Origin of the sequence: Paenibacillus silviterrae (assembly GCF_030167925.1) — a bacterium.
Taxonomy (GTDB): Bacteria; Bacillota; Bacilli; order Paenibacillales; family NBRC-103111; genus Paenibacillus_G; species Paenibacillus_G silviterrae.
The window spans coordinates 4,842,324-4,861,257 of record NZ_JASKUT010000001.1 but is presented as its reverse complement, the minus strand read 5'-3'; the positions used below and the strand labels follow the sequence as shown (position 1 = coordinate 4,861,257).

Genomic DNA, 18,934 nt, shown 5'->3' with positions numbered 1-18,934 from the left:
ATTTCGTAAGGAGTGTGGGCCGTGAGTCCTCGCGTACTAAGCTTTCATCATTTGCTAAAAGCACTGATTCTATTCGGCTTCGCCATTTATATCGCCCAGCTGGTGCGAACTGACAAGATTCTGCTGTACATTGCCCCCCGTATGGTCGACTATGTCAAGTGGTCCGCCGTCGGCCTGTACGCCATCGCCGTGTACCAGCTGTACCAGACCGTCCGTACCCTTTTCGGCAAGCCTTCCGCGGTCTGCGACTGCGGACATGATCACGATCATGACCACATGCCCTCCCGCTCCTTGCTGAAGAATACCGCGGTCTACGGCATTTTCATTTTCCCTCTGCTGCTGGCCTTCCTCCTGCCGGATACGTCTATGGGCAGCAGTTTGGCTGCGAAGAAAGGGATGAATTTGAGCAGCTCTAGCTCGGTCAAAAAAGACACGCCGGCCGCACCGGCTGACCAGTCCGCGGAAGGCAAAGCCGTCGCGGACAGCAGCGGGCTGTTTCCGTCAGATAAATTCACGCAGCATTATGCCAAGCACGCTGCTGCATTGTATCAACAGGATGTGATCAAGGTTCCGGAGGACATTTATATCGAAACCTTGACCACCGTCGATCTTTACTTAGACCGTTTTGTAGGAAAAAAGCTGGAGCTGACCGGTTTCGTCTACCGTACGGAAGAGATGAAAAGCAATCAATTCGTCGTCGGCCGTTTCTCGATCCAATGCTGCTCAGCGGATGCCGCGCCGTTCGGCGTTCTGATCGAGTACGACCGGGCGCAAACCTACGCTGACGACAGCTGGGTCACCGTCACCGGAACCATTGGAAAAACAAAGTTCAACGATGTGGACATCATGGTGTTAAAGGTAGAGAAGGTAGCCAAAGCGGCCGTTCCGACCGTGCAGTATGTATACCCCAACTATGATTTCGGCACATAACAGGTAAAAAGCCCGGTGACACTGACCGGGCTGTTTTGGTACAATAAGACACAAAATGAAAATGTAGAGGAGCCACTTCCGTGATTCGTCAAATCGATTGGCAGGGAACGCCTGCCTATACGCTTGAAACCGATCAATTGATCGTCAGCATCTGTCCTGCGATCGGCAACAATGTTTACAGCATCTGGGACAAGCAGCTGAAGCGAGAAATGCTTCGAACTCCCGCTTCCCCTACAGAGATGAAGGAGCAGCCCGTTCAGTTCGGCACCCCTATTCTCATGCCGCCGAACCGTATCCGGGAGGGGAAATTCCGCTTCGACGGACGGGACTATCAATTTGACCGCAATAACCCGCTCACCGGCAACCATATTCACGGCGTGATCAAAAGCCAGCCGTGGACCGTGCGTTCCAGCGGAGAGCGGGATGGAAAGCTGTTCATCACATCGGTATTCCGTACGCAGGGAGACGAGTTCATTCAGCGGCAATATCCGCATGATTTGGAATTCGAGCTGACTTATGAGCTGCAAGGCAGCACGCTGCTGCACAAGCTGAAGGTAACCAATCTAGGTTCGGAATCGGCTCCGTTCGGGTACGGCTTGCACACTTGGTTTCTGCTGGACGGGGAGCCGGACAAATGGAAGCTGCAGCTTCCCGTCAGCGGCTTATGGGAGCTTGACGAAACGAACATTCCGCTTGGCCCCATCAGTCCTCTAGGTTCGTACGAGGCTCTGGTCAAGGGAGACGTCCTTCAAGGCTATAACATGGATACCGTCTTCCAAATCGGCGATTATCCGTGTCTTGCCGTGCTGTCGCGCAGCGATGTCGATATTCGATACAGCGGATCCGACCTGTTCAAGCAGTGGGTGATTTTCACCAAAGGAGTTGCCGATCAATTTATTTGTCTGGAGCCTTATACTTGGGTCACCAACGCACCGAACATCGACCAGCCGGCTGAAGTCACAGGGCTCCGGGGCGTCGAGCCCGGCAAACCGCTGGAGCTGGAAGTGAAGCTGGAGGTTGTATACAAGTAAGCTTAGGAATAAATCGTTCTCCCCGGATTCGAATATGAGGGAGAACGATTTTTTCGCTTCACAATTTAAACGTTTCAATGCTATAATTTTATCAGGAATGTTTAAACGTTTAAATTGTTTTAAAAAATAGGATAGGGAGGCTTACCAATGATGGATCAGCAGTATGTGGCGAATGTGGTTGAGCGGCTGCAGCCCAAGGTAGACCGCATGATCGCTCAAATCGGGGACAAATGCCCTCACGTGGCGAAGAAGGACGGCAGCTATGACGACACGGGAACGGATTGGTGGACATCCGGCTTTTGGGGCGGCTTGCTGTGGGTCATGTACGATCTGACGGGCAAAGAGCATTATAAAGAAGCTGCCTGGAGCTGGGATGAGAAGATCGCTCCGTGGCTGCTGAAGGAAACGAATGAATTGCACCACGACGTGGGCTTCCAATTCCTTCCTACCGCAGTCATTAAGCATAAGCTGACAGGAGATCGCGACGGATGGGTCCGCGGCCTGAGAGCAGCCAATTTCCTAGCCGGACGCTTCAATCTGGCAGGTCGATTCATCCGTGCCTGGGAGGGCGATCGAATCGGCTGGGCGATTATTGACTGCACGATGAATCTGTCCCTCCTTTTCTGGGCTTCCCAAACGACCGGAGACCCGAGGTTTCAGCATATTGCCATTGCCCATGCCGACACGGCCTTGGAATACTTCATCCGCCCGGACGGTTCCGTGAATCATATCGTCAGCTTCAATCCGGAAACCGGCGCTTTCATCGAAGCCCTGGGAGGCCAAGGCTACAGTCCGACATCGGCTTGGAGCCGCGGGCAGGCTTGGGCCATCTACGGCATGGCCAATACGTATAAGCACACGAAGGAGCAGCGCTTCCTTGAAGCGGCGAAGCGTGTTGCCCACTTCTTCCTGTCCTCCCTGCCGGAAGACCATGTGCCACATTGGGATTTCCGTGTGGAGCATCTGGAGGGCGAACCGCGCGACAGCTCTGCAGCGGCGATCGCAGCCTCCGGCCTGCTTGAGATTGCGAATCACGTATCCGCCGCAGAAGCCCGCTTCTACACCGATGCAGCCAAGCGTATCCTCCAATCGCTGACAGAGAACTACGCTACATGGGATCAGCCCGATCATGAGGCGATTCTTCTGCACGGAACAGGCCACAAACCGGCGAATTCCAACATCGACGTTTCGCTCATCTATGGCGATTACTACTATGTTGAAGCGATTGCGAAGCTGCACGGCTGGAAGAACAGCATCTTCTAAAAAGGCCAAACAGGCTCCTTCCCATGGACGTATAGCGCCACCGGGACGAAGCCTGTTTCTTTTTTACTTTGATTGCCCTGCGGATAATTGCTTTACCAGCCGTTTCACCTGCGCCAAAGTCTCGTGATGATGCGGATGGTAATCCAGCGGCTCGATAAACTGCAGAAACGCCTGACCGATGGACAGAACTCTTCTGCGGTACTCTTCACCGTCAATTGTATGGACAGCCAGCTGTCTGGGCTCTCTGCCCTGCCGCTCCTCCAGCTCCGTTAGCTCTATGTCCCCTTCGGAGGTATGACGAACACGGAACGAAAAAGCCCGGCATTCCGGGTCCCCGCAGCCGCAGCAGAAGAACGGCATCATACGCCATTCGCGGGGATCAGTGAAACGATCCGGCTCCACAGGCTCCAGTGCGCTGAGCAGCAGAGCCGGCAGCCCCACATCGACGCATAACGGCTCCTCGATAAGCGCCTCCCCTTCCACTACAAGCCTGACATCGGCGTGAACAATTTGTAAATCCTTATCCAGCGACCATCCGCTGCATGTAAGCTCAAAAGACATATCAACGGCCTCCCGGCATATAAAATGTGGCGATAATTTCCATTGTTTTGCATGAGTATATTGAACCGTTTGGTACATACTACCTTATGAACGGAGGTGATAACGATGGGCGCAGGACAATCCCGCAGCAGCAATGTACTGGTTGTTCCACAAGCTTCTCAAGCTTTGGATCAGCTGAAGTATGAGGTTGCACAAGAGCTGGGCATCCAAATTCCTCAGGACGGTTACTATGGTTACATGGCAACTCGTGATACCGGGGCAATCGGGGGCCACATCACACGTCGTCTGGTTCAAATCGCCGAGCAGCAATTGGCCGGCAAATTCACACGATAAGCAGTACGAAGCATACTTAGGAAGGTGACTCCTTGAGGGGTCGCCTTTTTCATTATACTACAATCAGCAGGAAAAGCCGCATCAGGACGTCTCGCGACGCTGCTGCGGCAGGAACAGATAAATAATAAGATGAGTGCACATGAATTATTAACGTATTAACGGCTCGACCGAGCCTCTCCAAACAAGCTTGCCATGTTATAATTTGACTCGAAAATAACACTGGTGCAGAGCGTATTCTGCCTCATAGCGAATTCGAATTGAATTTCGCCGTGGGACCAGCGTTTGAGCTTCAGTGACTCCAGTGCCGTTTCTCTAAACGAAACCTGGTGGTCCTCCGTCAATCCTTTCTCGAGCTTCTGAAGCTGCCTTCCTTTGCTTTCCAGAGGAAAATGGCGAATGCCGAACTTTCCAATGACGTTATTGCGAATTTGAACGAACACCGTACCTGATGTCAGATGTGCCAGCTCTTCCTTCAATTCCCGGAATACAAGGTCGATCTGTCTGGCCAATGGGAGTTGTTCAAGAATCATTAGACACCTCCTTTCCTATTCCATAAATGGTGTAATCTGTATATTACTAGGACTGCAGCCCTATTATAGGATAGCTTTCTCCTATGAATCAACATGAATTTTGCAACTTTCTTAAAACTTTAGCAAATCCTACAAAATGATACAAAAAAAGACAGGAGTCATCCCTCCTGTCGAATACCTATTCTTCATCCAGCGCTTCGGCATTGAATTCAATGATGTTATGATCGGGATCCAGTACATAGATCTGGGGGAAGCCCGCTTTGGCCCGAGGTCTCGCTTCATAAGCGACTCCTTGGCGATCAAGCCACGCCCTCGTTTCTTTATAGCTGCTCACCCGGATAGCCATGTGTCCATCTCGCGTATCGATGCCGCTTTGCCGTCTCGTCTCTCCCTCGTGCACGATCAGGTGCAGCTGCTGCCCTGCGGCGCCCACGGCAAACCACGCCCCGGGAAAATCAAACGGCGGCCGCGCAATCTCCTGCAGTCCTATGACCTCGCGGTAAAACGTTTTGGAGCGTTCCAAATCACTTACCGTTATGCTGACATGATGGAGCCCTTCCACAGGAATCATCGTCATCCTCCCTCCGGATCGTTCCGATTATCCTTTAACTATAAGAGACATAGCCGTCCTTTTGCAACCGAAGCACCTTCGAGAGCGGAATGCCGGTTTGCTGATGCACATCGTAGACCGTACTTCTCGGATTGTTTTTCACAAATTCCCGGAAGGTTCTATAGATTTGGTCTTGGTTGACCTTACATTCAGCACAATATTCGGTATATGCAGCTTGGATATGCAGCTTACCGCACTCCTTGCAGTTGGTCAGTGACATGATCGATTCCCTCGCTTTTTCCTGAATACGGTTCGACTCTTGTCCTGTTATTATAAAGGATTTATCCGATATTCGACACGGTTCCAAAGATATAGTTCAAAAGCTATAGACCGCTCTCTCTCAGAGATGTTATAATTCACCATAGAAGTCGAAATTAGGGGAAGAAAGCGTTATCTTTCTGCCCTGCCTATCAAAAGAAGGGATTGGTTGCATGAACTGGTTTCAAAGTTTGTCGATTAAGAAAAAGCTGCAGTTCGGATGTTACACGCTCGTTGCGTTGTACTCCCTTGCTCTGCTGTTTCTCATTTATCAAGCAGAGGGAAGCAAGACGCTTGGTTTCACGTTTCTTATCCTGATGATTGCACTGAGCTTCCCGATTATTCGTTTTCTTGAGAGAGCGCTTACAGATCCTATCTCCGACATTTCCCGGGTCGCTCTCAACATCGCCAAGGGCGATTTCTCCCAGAAGGTACCTGTGAACTCTAACGATGCGCTCGGCGAGCTGGCGGAATCGTTCAACCGGATGATGGACAAGCTTCGCGAGATCTTGAAGGATACCGGAAGCACCTCCAAGCACGTCTTTGAATCCAGCCGCGATATTTATTTCAAGAATGAAAGCTTACGGTCGGTTCTGGAGCAGGTGTCCGTTTCCTCCGGGGAGCTGGCTGCCGGCGCCAACCAGATCTCTGAGGAAATTGTGGGCGTTTCGATGGCCACCAAGGATATTGAACAGAAGGTATCCTCTTATACTAGCGCAACCCGCGAAATGAACTCCCGCTCCGGATATATGATCGAGCTTGTGGAGAAGGGGCTTCAGGCCGTTGAGATTCAAAGCGCCGGCATGAAGAAGAACGTCGAGGCAACCGCCAACGTATCGCATACGATCGACCTGCTGGCGAAGCAGACCAACGGCATCTCCCAGATTACCCGATCGATCTCGGATATCGCGGAGCAGACGAATCTTCTCTCCTTGAACGCTTCGATTGAGGCGGCCCGGGCCGGCGAGCACGGCAAAGGCTTTGCGGTCGTTGCGCAGCAGGTTCGAAAGCTGGCCGAGGAATCGACGACCTCCACCAAGGAGGTATTCAGCCTCGTCCGCAACATCGAGCAGGGCATTCAGCAGGCGCTTCACCATATCGCTCAGAACGAGCAGGTCGTACAAGAGCAAACGAAACTGATTAACGAGACGGAAGCGGTATTTGCCCAGATTGTGGACAGTGTGAAGTTCATCTCCGAGCAAATCTCCACCTTCGCCCAGGAGAGCGAGCATATGCTGGCTAGCGCTCAGCAAATTTCCGGTACCATGGAGAACATCTCCGCCATCACGGAGCAATCGGCTGCGGGCACTGAGGAGGTCTCCTCTTCTATGAAGGAGCAAATCAATGCCGTACAGGAGATCGTCAACCGCTCGGAGGAAATGACGAAGCTCGTCACCCAGCTGCAGCAGATGATGTCCGTCTTTAAATTGTAGGCAAGATGACCTTTAGGGTTCCAACCACACTCGAAGTCGTGTCCAAAACGGTAAGGACACGACTTCATAGGCGGTCGGTATGTTACAGGTTTTGAAGGCCCCCTTGTTCATCTTTGAATTGCACATTTGTGCTATCATGCAACTTTTTTCCATTTTTATATCGATTTCAAAAAGATTTCTGCATTTATACCACTTTCCAAGAGCATTCGCCCCGTTTTCAGCCATTGTGCCCTCTCAAAGATGCTCATTCTCACAAATCTCGTTCAAAATCCCGCTTGGGTCACGAATTCTGCCCATAAAGATGATTTTCATAACGTTACAAGGAGCATTACCTGCCCGATATAAACGTAAGACGCCCGTAACGCGATTTTTTCATCTTAAGGTGGAAGATGAACACATATTTGGTACAGTAAGGTGATTTCATAACGTTACAAGGAGCATTACCGGGCCGTGTTAAGCGCCAGACTCATTGTAACGCGATTTTTGCATCTTAAAGTGGAAGATACCCGCATTTTTGGTGCATTAAGGTGATTTCATAACGTTACAGGGAGCATTACCGGGCCGTGTTAAGCGCCATTTTTGCGCCTTCGTGTTGCCCATGCCATTTGGCAACCTTAACTTCGAGAATGTGGGGAGGTACTCCTGCTTTTGAATGCCGAATAACCTTATTCCACAAGGGCTTTCTAATTATGAAATTGACTTCATTTGCAGCATTGCATCCTTTATCGGATGCTTGACTGCCTTCATAAGCGGAAAACCAAAAGGGCTGTCCCCCAACAAGTAGAAATTCTACTTGTGAGGAGACCGCCCCTTTTTTATGTTCGACTGAATCCTACTCCGTCAGCCGCAAAAATTCCTCTACATCCTTTACCGTCACGTCCATCGCCTGCTGCCAGAAGTCGGGCTTCCGCAGATCGACGCCGAGATGCTTCTCCGCCAGCGCTTCTACGGTCATGCGGCCCGTATCCCGCAGCAGAGCAATATATTGCTCCTCGAATGCCGCGCCTCTCTGCAGCGCCTCCGCGTACAAGCCCGTGCTAAACAGGTAGCCGAAGGTGTACGGGAAATTATAGAAAGGCACCTCCGTGATATAGAAATGCAGCTTGGATGCCCAAAAATGCGGATGGTACTCATCCAGCGCATCCCGAAACGCCTGCCTTTGTGCCTTCACCATCAGCTCATTCAGACGTTCTATGCTGACAAGTCCAGCCCGGCGCTCCTCGTAAAATGCCGTTTCAAACAAAAACCGGGCATGAATATTCATGTAGAACGCAACCGAGCGCTGAATTTTATCCTCCAGCAGCGTAAGCCTCTCTTCTTCGGTGGCTGCCCCCTTCACCGCTGCGTCAGACACCACCATCTCTGCGAAGGTAGACGCCGTCTCCGCTACGTTCATAGCGTACTCCTGCGCCAGCGCAGGAAGGTCGTTCATGACGTGCTGATGGTACCCGTGACCCAGCTCATGCGCAAGCGTGGAAACATTGGACGCAGTACCTGCATAGGTCATGAAAATGCGGGTTTCCTCGGCAATCGGAAACGAAGTGCAGAATCCCCCCGGCCGCTTCCCCGGACGGTCCTCAGCCTCGATCCATTGGTTCTCGAAGGCCTTCACGGCAAAATCAGCCAGCTTCGGGCTAAACCGCCGGAACTGCTCTACGATAAGCTCGGCCCCCTCATCATAGCTGTAATGCTTGCTGCCGCGTCCTACCGGCGCCTCTACGTCAAACCAGCTGAGCTTCTCCACGCCGAGCAGCTTAGCTTTACGCTCCAGATACTGCACGAAAATATCCTTGCTTCGCTCGATGACGCCCCACATGGCGTCAAGCGTTTCCTTCGACATCCGGTTCACCGCAAGCGGCTCCTTATGGATCTCCTGCCAGCCTCGGCGCTCATAAAGCTTAAGACGGAAGCCCGCCAAATGGTTCAAGGCATCGGCGCAATACTCCGCATGCTCTCCCCACTTGCTTTCCCATCGGCGGAATAACGTCTCTCTAACGGTTCGGTCGGGGCTGTGCATCTTGTTCGCCGCTTGACCGGCCGTCAGCTCCATGACCGCTCCCTTCTCTTCGAACGGAACGCGAAACTTGCTCACCGTTGTATTGTAAAGCTCTCCCCAGCCATGGTACCCGTCAACGGCAAGCTCGTTGATTAACGCCTCCTGCTCCGGAGGAAGCTTCTCTGCGGCTAACGCCCTTCGCTCCTCGAGCGGATAGGCAATGGCCTGAATGGCCGGATAGGCAAGAAATGCATTCCAGATTCCATCCTCGATTCTCGTCAAGTAGTCGTCCAGGCGGGTCAGCGCAGAGGCATAACCAGCGCCCATCGATCTTACTTGTCCTGACAAAATGACCGCCTGTTTGTCCGCTTGATTCTCCGCCGACAGGCAAGCTGTGAAGGAATCGGCCTCCCGAAGCTTCTTCCCTGCGGATTGCAGCAGCTCAAGCACAGGCATCAGGCTGGCCTGGACAGCTTCTGCAGAATCCGGCACGGGCAGGTCTCCCAGCAGGTTCACTAGCATGGAAATATCAGAGTGAAGACCTTCCATGAAGCCTGCGAATTCCGCCGATCGGCTTCCTCCCGGGAAAAATCGTTCCAAATTCCAAGTTTGCGGCAATGGATGCTGCATCCGAGCACCGATCCTCTCTCGATTGAAGTATGACAATGCTATCTTTCATTAAAGCATATTTTGGAGAGAAACCCAAAATGCAGCCGCACCTTAAATTACGCTGTATTTTCGTTATCAAATATGGTTAAATGAAGTCTGTAGATCTATTGACAGGAGGGCCTTTCTTATGAAACCGCTGCAAATTTCACCCGAAACCGCACAGAAGCTGGCCAAAGAGCTGAACGTCCCTATAGAGCATCTCATGCACATGCCGCAGCACATTTTACTGCAAAAGCTCGCAGAGCTGGCCAAAAAGCCATGATTCCTTTCAGCCATACTTGGCCGTACGAAACCATCGGGGAAGATATCTACGTGCAGGCCTGCCCGTTTTGCGATAGCAGCAACGTGATGCTCCCCCTGCAAAAAAAGGATTTGGCTGACATCCAAAGCGGTGTAAAGCGTTTACTTGTATTTCCATGCTGCCGGAACCGGCTGCGCATCGTGGATGCCGACCGGGATTACCTGCTCGCCAGTAAGCCCCTTCGCCAAGGACAGTAACCAATTCCCCTTAAGCAAACAAAGGCTCTGTACTGAAAACAAAGCTGGATTGAGGGAACCATGTCCATGTATCAAATTCCGTTAACTAATGCATGTGCGTTAATTGCTTTAAGCTATATCGCCCTTAAGCTTCGCAACGTCGCGCTGTTCGATAAGGTATCGGGGCTGGCGGCTCCCTTTCTCACCGGAATCGCCAGCATTATCATGATGCTGCAGCCGTTCCCGAGCGAGCTGCTGAGCGATCTCAGCTTTGCCCCTATCGTCATGGCCGGGCTGCGATTCGGTTGGAAGACAGCCATTCTTTCATCCTTGCTGCCGGCAGCGTATGTTTACATGTTTCCGCAGGAGGATTGGCTGCATCTGGTGTTTCAGGAGCTGTTCATTCCGGCCATCGTCAGCTCGCTGTTTCACCGTACCGAATATGAGAACGGCTATTCCGTCATTCGGATGACGGACGGGCTCTATATTTGCCTGCTGCTGACCGTGGCGCGCATTCTTTTGCACGCAGGAGACCATCAACTGACAAACGGAGGCTTCTGGTTGACCCAGCTGTTTATGTTCGGTGTCTCGGGAGCAGCTATAGCCGTTCTCGTCTATATGTTCAATGAAGAGAATAGAACGTGGATGCTGCAGCGCAAGCTGGAGCTCGAAGCGAATCAGGACGGCCTGACCCGGCTGCCTAATCTTCGCGGCTTTCTGGATATCGCCGGACGTACCATCCGAAGTCGTAGGGTGGCCATCTTGATGATCGACATCGATAATTTCAAAATGTTCAACGACACGTTCGGTCATTTGCAAGGGGACCAGCTGCTTCGAGAAGTGGGCTCCATCCTCCGCGCAACCATTGATGTACAGGATTACGTGGCCCGTTACGGGGGCGAGGAATTCATCATCCTGAGCCATAGCACGGACCGGAGAGCCCTCGAGGCTTATGCCCAGCGGTTATGCGATGCGGTTGCCGAGAATCCTTTTGTCACACGGGATAAGGTACGTACTACCATTTCCATCGGGATTTCCCTTGCCCGCGCTGCCCAAGCGGATTTGACACAGCTCATTGCCGAGGCCGATGAAGCGTTGTACGAATCCAAATTTATGGGCAAAAATCGGTACACCATGTACCAGAAGCATATTTCCTTTCATGAATTTCCTCCGATTTCCAATGAAACCAAATAACGCTTAACCGATGAGCTGCAAGCCTCATCCGGTTAAGCGTTTATTGTTATCCCTAGGTCGATTCTTCCACTTCTTCTTCGAGCTCCACTTTCTCTGCGGCCATATCCTCGCGAGTCACGACCCACTGCTCGCGACAAGCCCGGATCATGGCGGCATCCACGATCTTTTTATCGTTAATGACGCGGCTAAACCACTTCACGGCTTGGTTGTAATGCTTCAAGCGCCGGCTCAGCTCTCCCATCAAGTACATCAGGCGTGCATTGTTAACCTCGCCTGCCTCCGTTTCGAACGTCCGGGTATACTCATCCAGCGCGTATTGCAAAAACCGGTTCTCTTGCTCGGCATCGCCCTTATACCGATACAGCCAGGCAATATGATGAAGCAGCCCTGCAATGACGCGACCCTTCTCATTCTTCAGCTGAGCCGTAACCAATGCCAGCTTATAGGAAAACATCGCATCGTCCCAGCTTCGCTCTCCGCTGAGATCTCTCATTTCCCAGCGGTCCGCGATCTTTTCCTTGAACGCCATACGCTGAGAAGCCGTCAGCTTGTCCGTGGAATTCTCCGAACTGGTATAGCCGCAATACGGGCAAACCCGGACAACATAATAGTCCGGATTGATTTCCTTGTAATGAATACAGAAATCGGTGTCCGTTTTCACCGACTTCTTGAAGCTCGGACGGACACGAGAGGATTGAAACGTTGCTTCGCAATAAATACAATTCACTTTGACTTGGAACAAAGGCTCAACCACGAAATTCCCCACTCCCATGCATGATATCGATCCCCGTGCTATGCATCAAGGAGTATTGACAAAGTGATATGCCGGCCCCTGGAGCCGCTCAAGTACCGCCTCCTTCAGCGCCTTCTCCATGCCTACCTCATCCAAGGCATTGGCCATACAGCTCAGCCATGCGGCCGCCCGCTCAGGCGTAATCTCAAAGGGCAGATGTCGGGCCCGCATCATGGGATGCCCATACTGCTCGGAGTATAACGGCGGCCCCCCGAAAAATTGGGTTAGAAACAGATATTGCTTCTCCATCACCGGCGTAATATCCTCAGGGAACAACGGACCCAGCTTCGGGTGCTGCTGCACCTTCGGGTAGAAGGCCTCCACAATCCTTCGGATTCCTTCCGGGCCGCCCATCATGTCGAATAGCGTCACATTGTGCTGTTCACGACTCAAGCTGCTCATCTCCTACATCATGCTTCTAAAATTGAAAAAAGATGCTAATGCACAAACCGCAATTAGCATCAGGAATGGTGGGACGATTACGTTGAATTTATGCCGAGAAATAAAGGACTAGCTCTCCAAATCCTCTTCCGCCGAGGTCATTAATGTTTCCCTTATGACATAAACAAATGCACAAACGAGAATACCGGCAATTACGCTCATCATAAGGATCACCCCTATCTCGTTCGTTAGAAGAAGACGAAATGTAAGCGGAATGTCTTCTCTAACGTTAGTACAATTGTACCATAAATCACTTCAAATTTCAGCACTTCGCTGGAAGTTAACAAATATTTATGAGCACGGCTTGTACAAGGAAGGGGCATGAGATGCGGGACTTGTACATATATCTGAATGAAGTCGCAATTGACGCGAAGGGGTAGATGGTTCCTATGCGAAAAAGCAACGCTCCGGCCTTAGCGGTAGCTGCACTTGCCGTTGCTTTGGCCGTTATGATGCTCATGTTCCCGGCCGAATCGTTCCATGCTTCAATCAAAGGTATCGTTATTTGGTGGGACGTGCTCTTTCCGGCATTGTTCCCATTCTTTGTTATATCGGAGATGATGCTCGGGGTCGGACTGGTGCACTTCTTCGGCACCCTCTTCGATCCTTTAATGCGGCCTCTGTTCCGCATCCCCGGCATCGGCGGCTTCGTGATGGCTATGGGCTTCGCCTCCGGCTATCCTGTCGGAGCAAAGCTTACCTCCCGTCTCTGGGAGAATCGCCTGGTCAACCGGGAAGAAGGCGAGCGGCTCGTCTCCTTCACGACATCCTCCGATCCGATCTTCCTGATCGGCGCCGTTTCGGTCGGCTTTTTTCACGATCAAGCCTTAGCGGTTGTACTCGGAGCGGCACATTACGGAGGAGCCCTGCTGGTAGGCTTCCTGATGAGGTTTCACGGAAAGGCATCTCCGGGTAATCATGTTCAGGAGGCGGTGGAGAAGCAGGCTCGCAAGCATTCCCTGCCGAAAAATATTTGGCTTCGCGCCTTCGAAGCGATGCATGAAGCACGGATGCAGGACGGCCGAACTCTCGGCAAAATGCTCCAGCAGGCGGTCGGCTCGGGTTTGCAGCTGATTTTTGTAGTCGGGGGCTTGGTCGTTTTTTTCTCCGTCGTTATGGAAGTCATGACCTCCGGGCATATCATGGGCTACTTATACATACTAATCAATTCGATCCTACATTTCATCGGAACGCCGCTCGGTCTGTCCCAGGCGGTGGCTAACGGCATCTTCGAGGTCACCTTGGGAGCGAAGGCTGCAGGCGGTGCCGAAGGCGTTCCTCTCGTCTATAAAGCTGCGATCGCGGCGTGGGTGCTGTCTTGGGCGGGTCTGTCCGTTCATGCACAGGTAGTCAGTATTTTGCATCATACCAACCTTCGCTATCTGCCTTTCTTCTTGGCACGCATCCTTCACAGTATCTTAGCCGGGCTGCTGGTCCTCTTGCTGTGGGGTCCGCTAACCCCTTATAGCGAGACCATTGCTACTCTTGTGCCGAAGCCGGATGTAACGACCCCTCTCGCCACTTTCTGGACCCATACGGTACCGATTGCCGGACTTGGCTTCCTAGCCGTACTTGGCTGCTTGCTATTGCTCTCCTTGCTTGTTACTCTTGGAAAGAGATGTATGAAGTGGAATTGAGTTTACGATACTATAGCAGGTGCAGCCTAGATGTACGCAACGTTATAAGCTGGTCTAAAATAACGCCGCCATGCCGCCTGCTTTTGCCAAGAGTGCGGTATGCCGGCCGGGTAGAGGTGAAACGGTTTGCCATCCATGTACAGGTACATTCCGAAGACGATGTCGCTTCCCCCCGCTCTGGAACGCCTTCCGGAGCTTGCCTACAATCTGTGGTACAGCTGGAATGAGAGCGCTAAAGCACTGTTCGCCCGAATAGATTCAGAGCGGTGGGATCATGTGCAGCATAATCCCGTCCGGCTGCTTCTAGAGACCGAGCCTGCAGCCTTCGAGGCGCTTGCCCGCGATGCGGCCTTCCTGCAAGATTATCAGGCTGTGCTGCAAGAGTTCGACGCGTATGCCGGTGCCGGCACATGGTTCGAGCAGCAGTACCCCCAGCATGTGCATCAGGCGATCGCTTATTTTTCCGCGGAATTCGGCTTCCACGAATCGCTGCCGATCTATTCCGGGGGGCTCGGCGTGCTTGCCGGGGATCACTGCAAATCGGCAAGCGATCTCGGTCTGCCGCTTGTAGGAATCGGGCTGATGTATAAGAAGGGCTATTTTGTCCAACGAATCGACGGCGAGGGCAATCAGCATGCCGAGTCGGTGACCTATGATTTCGGGAAGCTGCCGATTTTGCCCGCATATGCCAGAACAGGGAGCGGCGAGGCCTCCGAATATTCGGATGAGGAGCTGGTCATCCAGGTGCGGCTCGCTGATCGGATCGTGCATCTCAAGATATGGCAGGTGCAGGTTGGCCGAATCTCCGTTTTTCTTCTGGATGCGGACATCGACGGCAACAGTCCTTGGGATCGCGAGCTGACGGCCCAGCTGTACGGCGGAAATCAGGATGTACGGATCGCCCAGGAGGTGCTGCTTGGGATTGGAGGCGTAAAGGCGCTCCGGGCGCTTGGCATTCCCACAGGCACGTATCACATTAATGAGGGGCATGCGGCATTCCTGACCTTAGAAAGACTCCGGGAAGAGCTTCTTAAGGGGCTCCCCTTTCATGTAGCGGTTGAGGTCATTCGAGCCAGCACGATTTTTACGACTCATACACCGGTACCTGCCGGGCACGATGCGTTCCCCCTGCCGATGTTCGAATATTATTTCAGCTGGCTGTTCACAGAGTACGGCGAATACCGGGAAGCCTTCACCCGGCTCGGTCTGGACGAAGGCAAGCAGCTGTTCAACATGACGCATCTTGCACTCAATATGGCTTCTTTGCGCAACGGTGTGAGCAAGCTGCACGGTCATGTATCGCGGGATATGTTTAGAGCGTTCCATGGCAACATTGATGTACGTGAGGTGCCCATCGGTCACGTTACAAACGGAGTTCATATGAGCACTTGGCTGGCGCGGGAGCTTAAGGAGCTCTACGGGCAGTTCCTTCCTGGGGATTGGGTCGGTATGCAGGCAAGCGAGCACCTCTGGAAGTCGATAGATGTGGTGCCGACGGAAACGCTCTGGAAGGTTCATCTCGGGCTAAAGGAAAAGCTCGTGGATTACGCCCGGGCCAACATGCGGGAGCATCGCCGGCGCATCGGAATGTCACAGGACCGGATCGAGGAAGTCAACGGCTACCTGAATCCTCGGGCATTAACGATTGGGTTCGCCCGCCGGTTTGCGACCTATAAGCGCGCCAATCTGATATTTAACAATCTGGATCGACTGGATCGGCTGGTGAACGATCCGGAGCGTCCGGTTCAGTTTCTGTTTGCAGGCAAGGCGCATCCGGCTGACCATCCGGGTCAGCAGCTGATCCGGGAAATCTATCGCGTATCTCAAATGGACCGCTTCCGAGGGAAGGTCGTCCTGCTGGAAAATTACGATATGAACTTGGCACGTTATTTGGTTCAAGGGGTTGATGTGTGGCTTAACAATCCGCGCAGGCCTTATGAAGCGAGCGGCACAAGCGGCCAGAAGGCGGCTATGAACGGCGTCCTTAACTTCAGTGTGCTTGACGGCTGGTGGGAGGAGGGCTACGACGGAACGAACGGCTGGAGCGTCCACGGTACGAACGACGCCGACTGGGAGACCCAGGAGCGCGAGAATACGGAATCGATCTATACGGTTCTGGAGAATGAAATCATACCGCTTTATTACCGTGACGGCGAGCTGCCGTCCGGCTGGGTGGCGCGAATGAAGCGATCGATTCGAACGTTGACCCCGGCCTACAACACGAACCGGATGGTTATGGATTACACGAACGGCTCCTACGTGCCGTCGCTGCAGCGGACGAAGCACTTTATCTCCAATGCTTATGATGCGGCTACGAAGGTAGCCGATTACAAGCGGTTTATGACGCAGAACTGGAAGCAGGTTCGGATTAAAGAGGTTGCGGATGGCGGCAGCGGTGCTTTTGGGGGGAAGAAGGAAGTGTCGGCAACCGTGGCCTTCGGTCCGGTATGGCATCAGGATACAGCCGTGGAGCTGGTGTATTACGAAGAGCGCCCCGATGGGTGGCATCCCGTTGTGGTCACGATGACGCAAGCCAAGGAGCTTGCGGACAATACGTATTTATACCGCGCTGTGATCCCTGCACATTTGCGCCATGTCGCGCACTTCCATGTCCGTGTTCATCCGATCAGCGCCAACTTTGCAAGATCCTTCGAATTGCCTTTGGTCACACGCTGGTAAGCTGCTCGGGCCAAGTACTAAGTGCCGCTCCTTCGGGGGCGGTTCTTTGCGCTTATTCCGGGCATTGTAATCAGGGCAAATATTGATTATGATGAAATTACACGTTTGGTGTAGGAGGATACCCCCATTGAAATACAATGTTGTGCACCGTGGCGATGAAATATCGATTCAACTGATGCATACGTTTCATCAACTGATTCAAGAGTATGGCTTGGTCTTGGACGAATCGTCGCCGGACATTGTTCTCTCCATCGGAGGAGACGGCACGCTGCTGCATGCGTTTCACCGGTATAAGGACCAGCTCGATCATATTGCCTTTGTGGGCATTCATACGGGACGCCTCGGCTTCTTCGCCGATTGGAAGCCCGATGAAGTGGAGCACCTGGCCCGCTTGATGGGTGAAAGTGCGCAGCAGAACGATCTTCGCGTGGTGAAATATCCGCTGGTCGAAATTCAAATCACGACGATGCAGGGCATCGAAACGGAGCTCGCGTTAAACGAGTTCACGCTCAAGGGCGTCGACGCCACGCTGACCGCCCAATTACATATCAACGATGAGCTGCTCGAGACGTTCCGCGGCGACGGCATCTGCATCTCGACCCCGTCGGGAAGCACGGCATACAACAAGAGCCTTGGCGGCGCCATTGTGCATCCGTCGCTGGATGCAATTCAGATTGCGGAGATCGCCTCCATCAACAACCGCGTCTTCCGGACGCTCGGATCCCCGATCCTGCTGCCGAAGCATCATCACTGCGACATTTATCCGAAGGCGAATCAGAACATTTTGCTTTCGCTGGATCATGTGTATATGCAGCGCAACGACATCGTATCCATACGGAGCATGGTGGCGGCCGGCAAGAAGGTAAAGTTCGCCCGCTTCCGCCCCTTCCCTTTCTGGAGCCGCGTGCGCGAAGCGTTCATCGGGTATGAGATGAACTAGCAAAAAACCCGCCTTCAGCGGCCCGTCCGATCGATGGACAAGCCTGCTAAAGGCGGGTTTTTGCTGTGATGGTTCATCTTATCTGCCGCGCCACTTGCTAATGAGCTGCTCACGCTGCCGGGCAGCCAGATCGAAGCGGTAGGATTCGAGCAAGCGTCCTAGGTATGCAGGGGACAGCATCCGGTTCAAGGGAATATCGGGAAGCACGGGATACGAGAATGCCGTATTCATATAGTAGGTTTGCGCCTCGCTGGAAAGCACAAAATCGACCAGCATCTTGGCAGCCTTCGTATTGCTGCCGTTCTTTAAAATGGAGACGGCGCCGATCTCCCAGCCCGCTTGCGGGGGAACGATGGATAAAGTGGAATATCCCGAATTGGCAAAGCGCAATTGATCTCCAAGAAAGCTGATGACCGCAGCCACCTCCCCCACCGCCAGCCGCTGAGCGGAAGTAATCCCCGAAAATGACGTCGACACACTTTGCTGCTTAAGCTCCTTCATAAGCTCAAGCGCCCGTTCCTCCCCTCTCTCCTGCGTCAGGGAGGCCAGCAGCGTGTATCCGGTTCCTGACGTTTCCGGGTCGGGGATCTCGATTCTGCCCTTCAGTTCAGGCCGCAATAAGTCTTCATACGTCTCAGGTGGCTCCATCCTTGCCAATGCGGGATCCTGCTTCCAAACGTTCTGATTGATACCGATAGAAAGCGGCCCCAAATACATGCCTGTCCAGTGACCTTCGGTATCTTTATATCGATCGGGAATGCGCTCGGTTGCCGGGGAGGTGTGCCGTATCGATTTCTTATTGTTCTTCAGCTGCTCATGCAAATCCGCAGGTCCTCCCAACACAACGTCGATTCCGCTTTTTTTCAAGGTCAGGAGATGATAGGCTGCTTCCCCGCTGGACATACGGATGAGCTCATACGGCTGTCCTGTGGTCTCTTTAAATTTTTCTAATAAAATGCGCCCCTCGTCCTCCTGAAAAATGACGTAAATCTTCAGGGGCTGGCTGCCGGAAGGGTTTTGAAAGAAGCGGTAGCCTAACCATAAGCACACGAGTACAATGCTGATTATGAGCGCCATTTTTTTCACCTGCTTCACAACCTTTCATGATGCCTTATAAATAACGCTCCAAACAGAAAAAAGGAAAACCCGTAGTTTTCCT

General features: G+C 52.6%; 19 protein-coding genes. 11 read left to right on the top strand and 8 right to left on the bottom strand.

The window, feature by feature from the left end:
- Positions 1-21 precede the first annotated feature (21 nt).
- From QMO62_RS22705 to QMO62_RS22695, 3 genes are all read left to right on the top strand, one after another.
- Positions 22-930 carry a TIGR03943 family putative permease subunit gene (locus QMO62_RS22705; protein ID WP_284644508.1) on the top strand — a complete coding sequence of 303 codons (909 nt, stop codon included), beginning with the start codon at positions 22-24 and terminating at the stop codon, positions 928-930.
- Between the two features lie 80 nt (positions 931-1,010).
- The gene (locus QMO62_RS22700; RefSeq protein ID WP_284644506.1) at positions 1,011-1,961 is read left to right on the top strand and encodes an aldose 1-epimerase; all 951 of its coding nucleotides are present in this window, start codon (positions 1,011-1,013) and stop codon (positions 1,959-1,961) included.
- A gap of 150 nt (positions 1,962-2,111) precedes the next feature.
- A complete protein-coding gene (locus QMO62_RS22695; RefSeq protein WP_284645008.1) occupies positions 2,112-3,224 on the top strand; it encodes a glycoside hydrolase family 88 protein in 1,113 nt (370 codons plus the stop codon).
- 63 nt (positions 3,225-3,287) lie between these two features.
- Here QMO62_RS22695 and QMO62_RS22690 read toward each other — a convergent pair whose 3' ends face one another.
- Positions 3,288-3,785: a hypothetical protein gene (locus tag QMO62_RS22690; protein ID WP_284644505.1), complete on the bottom strand. Its 498-nt coding sequence runs from the start codon at positions 3,783-3,785 to the stop codon at positions 3,288-3,290.
- Positions 3,786-3,890: 105 nt separating this feature from the next.
- Between QMO62_RS22690 and QMO62_RS22685 the strand changes: the two genes are divergently transcribed.
- Positions 3,891-4,118 carry an alpha/beta-type small acid-soluble spore protein gene (locus tag QMO62_RS22685; protein WP_284644504.1) on the top strand — a complete coding sequence of 76 codons (228 nt, stop codon included), beginning with the start codon at positions 3,891-3,893 and terminating at the stop codon, positions 4,116-4,118.
- A 155-nt stretch (positions 4,119-4,273) separates the two neighbouring features.
- On the opposite strand, the gene QMO62_RS22680 is transcribed toward QMO62_RS22685, so the two are convergent.
- The 3 genes from QMO62_RS22680 to QMO62_RS22670 all read right to left on the bottom strand — a co-directional run bounded on the left by QMO62_RS22680 (position 4,274) and on the right by QMO62_RS22670 (position 5,478).
- Positions 4,274-4,648, bottom strand: coding sequence for an O-methyltransferase (locus QMO62_RS22680; RefSeq protein WP_284644503.1), 375 nt, complete (start codon positions 4,646-4,648; stop codon positions 4,274-4,276).
- A 178-nt stretch (positions 4,649-4,826) separates the two neighbouring features.
- Positions 4,827-5,219, bottom strand: a complete 393-nt coding sequence (locus QMO62_RS22675; RefSeq protein WP_284644502.1) for a VOC family protein — start codon at positions 5,217-5,219, stop codon at positions 4,827-4,829.
- Positions 5,220-5,253: 34 nt separating this feature from the next.
- The gene (locus tag QMO62_RS22670) at positions 5,254-5,478 is read right to left on the bottom strand and encodes a hypothetical protein (RefSeq protein ID WP_284644501.1); all 225 of its coding nucleotides are present in this window, start codon (positions 5,476-5,478) and stop codon (positions 5,254-5,256) included.
- A gap of 211 nt (positions 5,479-5,689) precedes the next feature.
- Here QMO62_RS22670 and QMO62_RS22665 point away from each other — a divergent pair, with 211 nt between their 5' ends.
- Positions 5,690-6,949, top strand: a complete 1,260-nt coding sequence (locus tag QMO62_RS22665; RefSeq protein WP_284644500.1) for a methyl-accepting chemotaxis protein — start codon at positions 5,690-5,692, stop codon at positions 6,947-6,949.
- 832 nt (positions 6,950-7,781) lie between these two features.
- Here the strand turns inward: QMO62_RS22665 and QMO62_RS22660 are convergent.
- The gene (locus QMO62_RS22660) at positions 7,782-9,575 is read right to left on the bottom strand and encodes a M3 family oligoendopeptidase (RefSeq protein WP_284644499.1); all 1,794 of its coding nucleotides are present in this window, start codon (positions 9,573-9,575) and stop codon (positions 7,782-7,784) included.
- A gap of 166 nt (positions 9,576-9,741) precedes the next feature.
- On the opposite strand from QMO62_RS22660, the gene QMO62_RS22655 reads away from it, so the two are divergent.
- The 3 genes from QMO62_RS22655 to QMO62_RS22645 are packed head-to-tail and all read left to right on the top strand — an operon-like array spanning position 9,742 to position 11,285.
- Positions 9,742-9,876 (top strand): YycC family protein, encoded by a 135-nt coding sequence (locus QMO62_RS22655; RefSeq protein ID WP_284644498.1) that lies wholly within the window; start codon positions 9,742-9,744, stop codon positions 9,874-9,876.
- Positions 9,873-10,112, top strand: coding sequence for a hypothetical protein (locus tag QMO62_RS22650; protein ID WP_284644497.1), 240 nt, complete (start codon positions 9,873-9,875; stop codon positions 10,110-10,112). The genes QMO62_RS22655 and QMO62_RS22650 overlap by 4 nt, the downstream gene beginning before the upstream one ends.
- Before the next feature lie 60 nt (positions 10,113-10,172).
- Positions 10,173-11,285 carry a GGDEF domain-containing protein gene (locus QMO62_RS22645; protein WP_284644496.1) on the top strand — a complete coding sequence of 371 codons (1,113 nt, stop codon included), beginning with the start codon at positions 10,173-10,175 and terminating at the stop codon, positions 11,283-11,285.
- Positions 11,286-11,337: 52 nt separating this feature from the next.
- Here the strand turns inward: QMO62_RS22645 and QMO62_RS22640 are convergent, their stop codons facing one another.
- Both QMO62_RS22640 and QMO62_RS22635 read right to left on the bottom strand, forming a co-directional pair.
- Positions 11,338-12,039: a DUF2225 domain-containing protein gene (locus tag QMO62_RS22640; protein ID WP_284644495.1), complete on the bottom strand. Its 702-nt coding sequence runs from the start codon at positions 12,037-12,039 to the stop codon at positions 11,338-11,340.
- A 45-nt stretch (positions 12,040-12,084) separates the two neighbouring features.
- Positions 12,085-12,435: a globin domain-containing protein gene (locus QMO62_RS22635; protein WP_284645007.1), complete on the bottom strand. Its 351-nt coding sequence runs from the start codon at positions 12,433-12,435 to the stop codon at positions 12,085-12,087.
- 473 nt (positions 12,436-12,908) lie between these two features.
- Between QMO62_RS22635 and spoVV the strand changes: the two genes are divergently transcribed.
- From spoVV to QMO62_RS22620, 3 genes are all read left to right on the top strand, one after another.
- Positions 12,909-14,156 (top strand): dipicolinic acid transporter SpoVV, encoded by a 1,248-nt coding sequence (gene spoVV / locus QMO62_RS22630; RefSeq protein WP_284644494.1) that lies wholly within the window; start codon positions 12,909-12,911, stop codon positions 14,154-14,156.
- A 135-nt stretch (positions 14,157-14,291) separates the two neighbouring features.
- Complete coding sequence (glgP, locus tag QMO62_RS22625; RefSeq protein WP_284644493.1) at positions 14,292-16,835, top strand: alpha-glucan family phosphorylase; 2,544 nt, start codon at positions 14,292-14,294, stop codon at positions 16,833-16,835.
- A 127-nt stretch (positions 16,836-16,962) separates the two neighbouring features.
- Positions 16,963-17,775 (top strand): NAD kinase, encoded by an 813-nt coding sequence (locus QMO62_RS22620; protein ID WP_284644492.1) that lies wholly within the window; start codon positions 16,963-16,965, stop codon positions 17,773-17,775.
- A 78-nt stretch (positions 17,776-17,853) separates the two neighbouring features.
- On the opposite strand, the gene QMO62_RS22615 is transcribed toward QMO62_RS22620, so the two are convergent.
- Positions 17,854-18,852, bottom strand: a complete 999-nt coding sequence (locus tag QMO62_RS22615) for an extracellular solute-binding protein (protein WP_284644491.1) — start codon at positions 18,850-18,852, stop codon at positions 17,854-17,856.
- Positions 18,853-18,934: the final 82 nt, after the last annotated feature.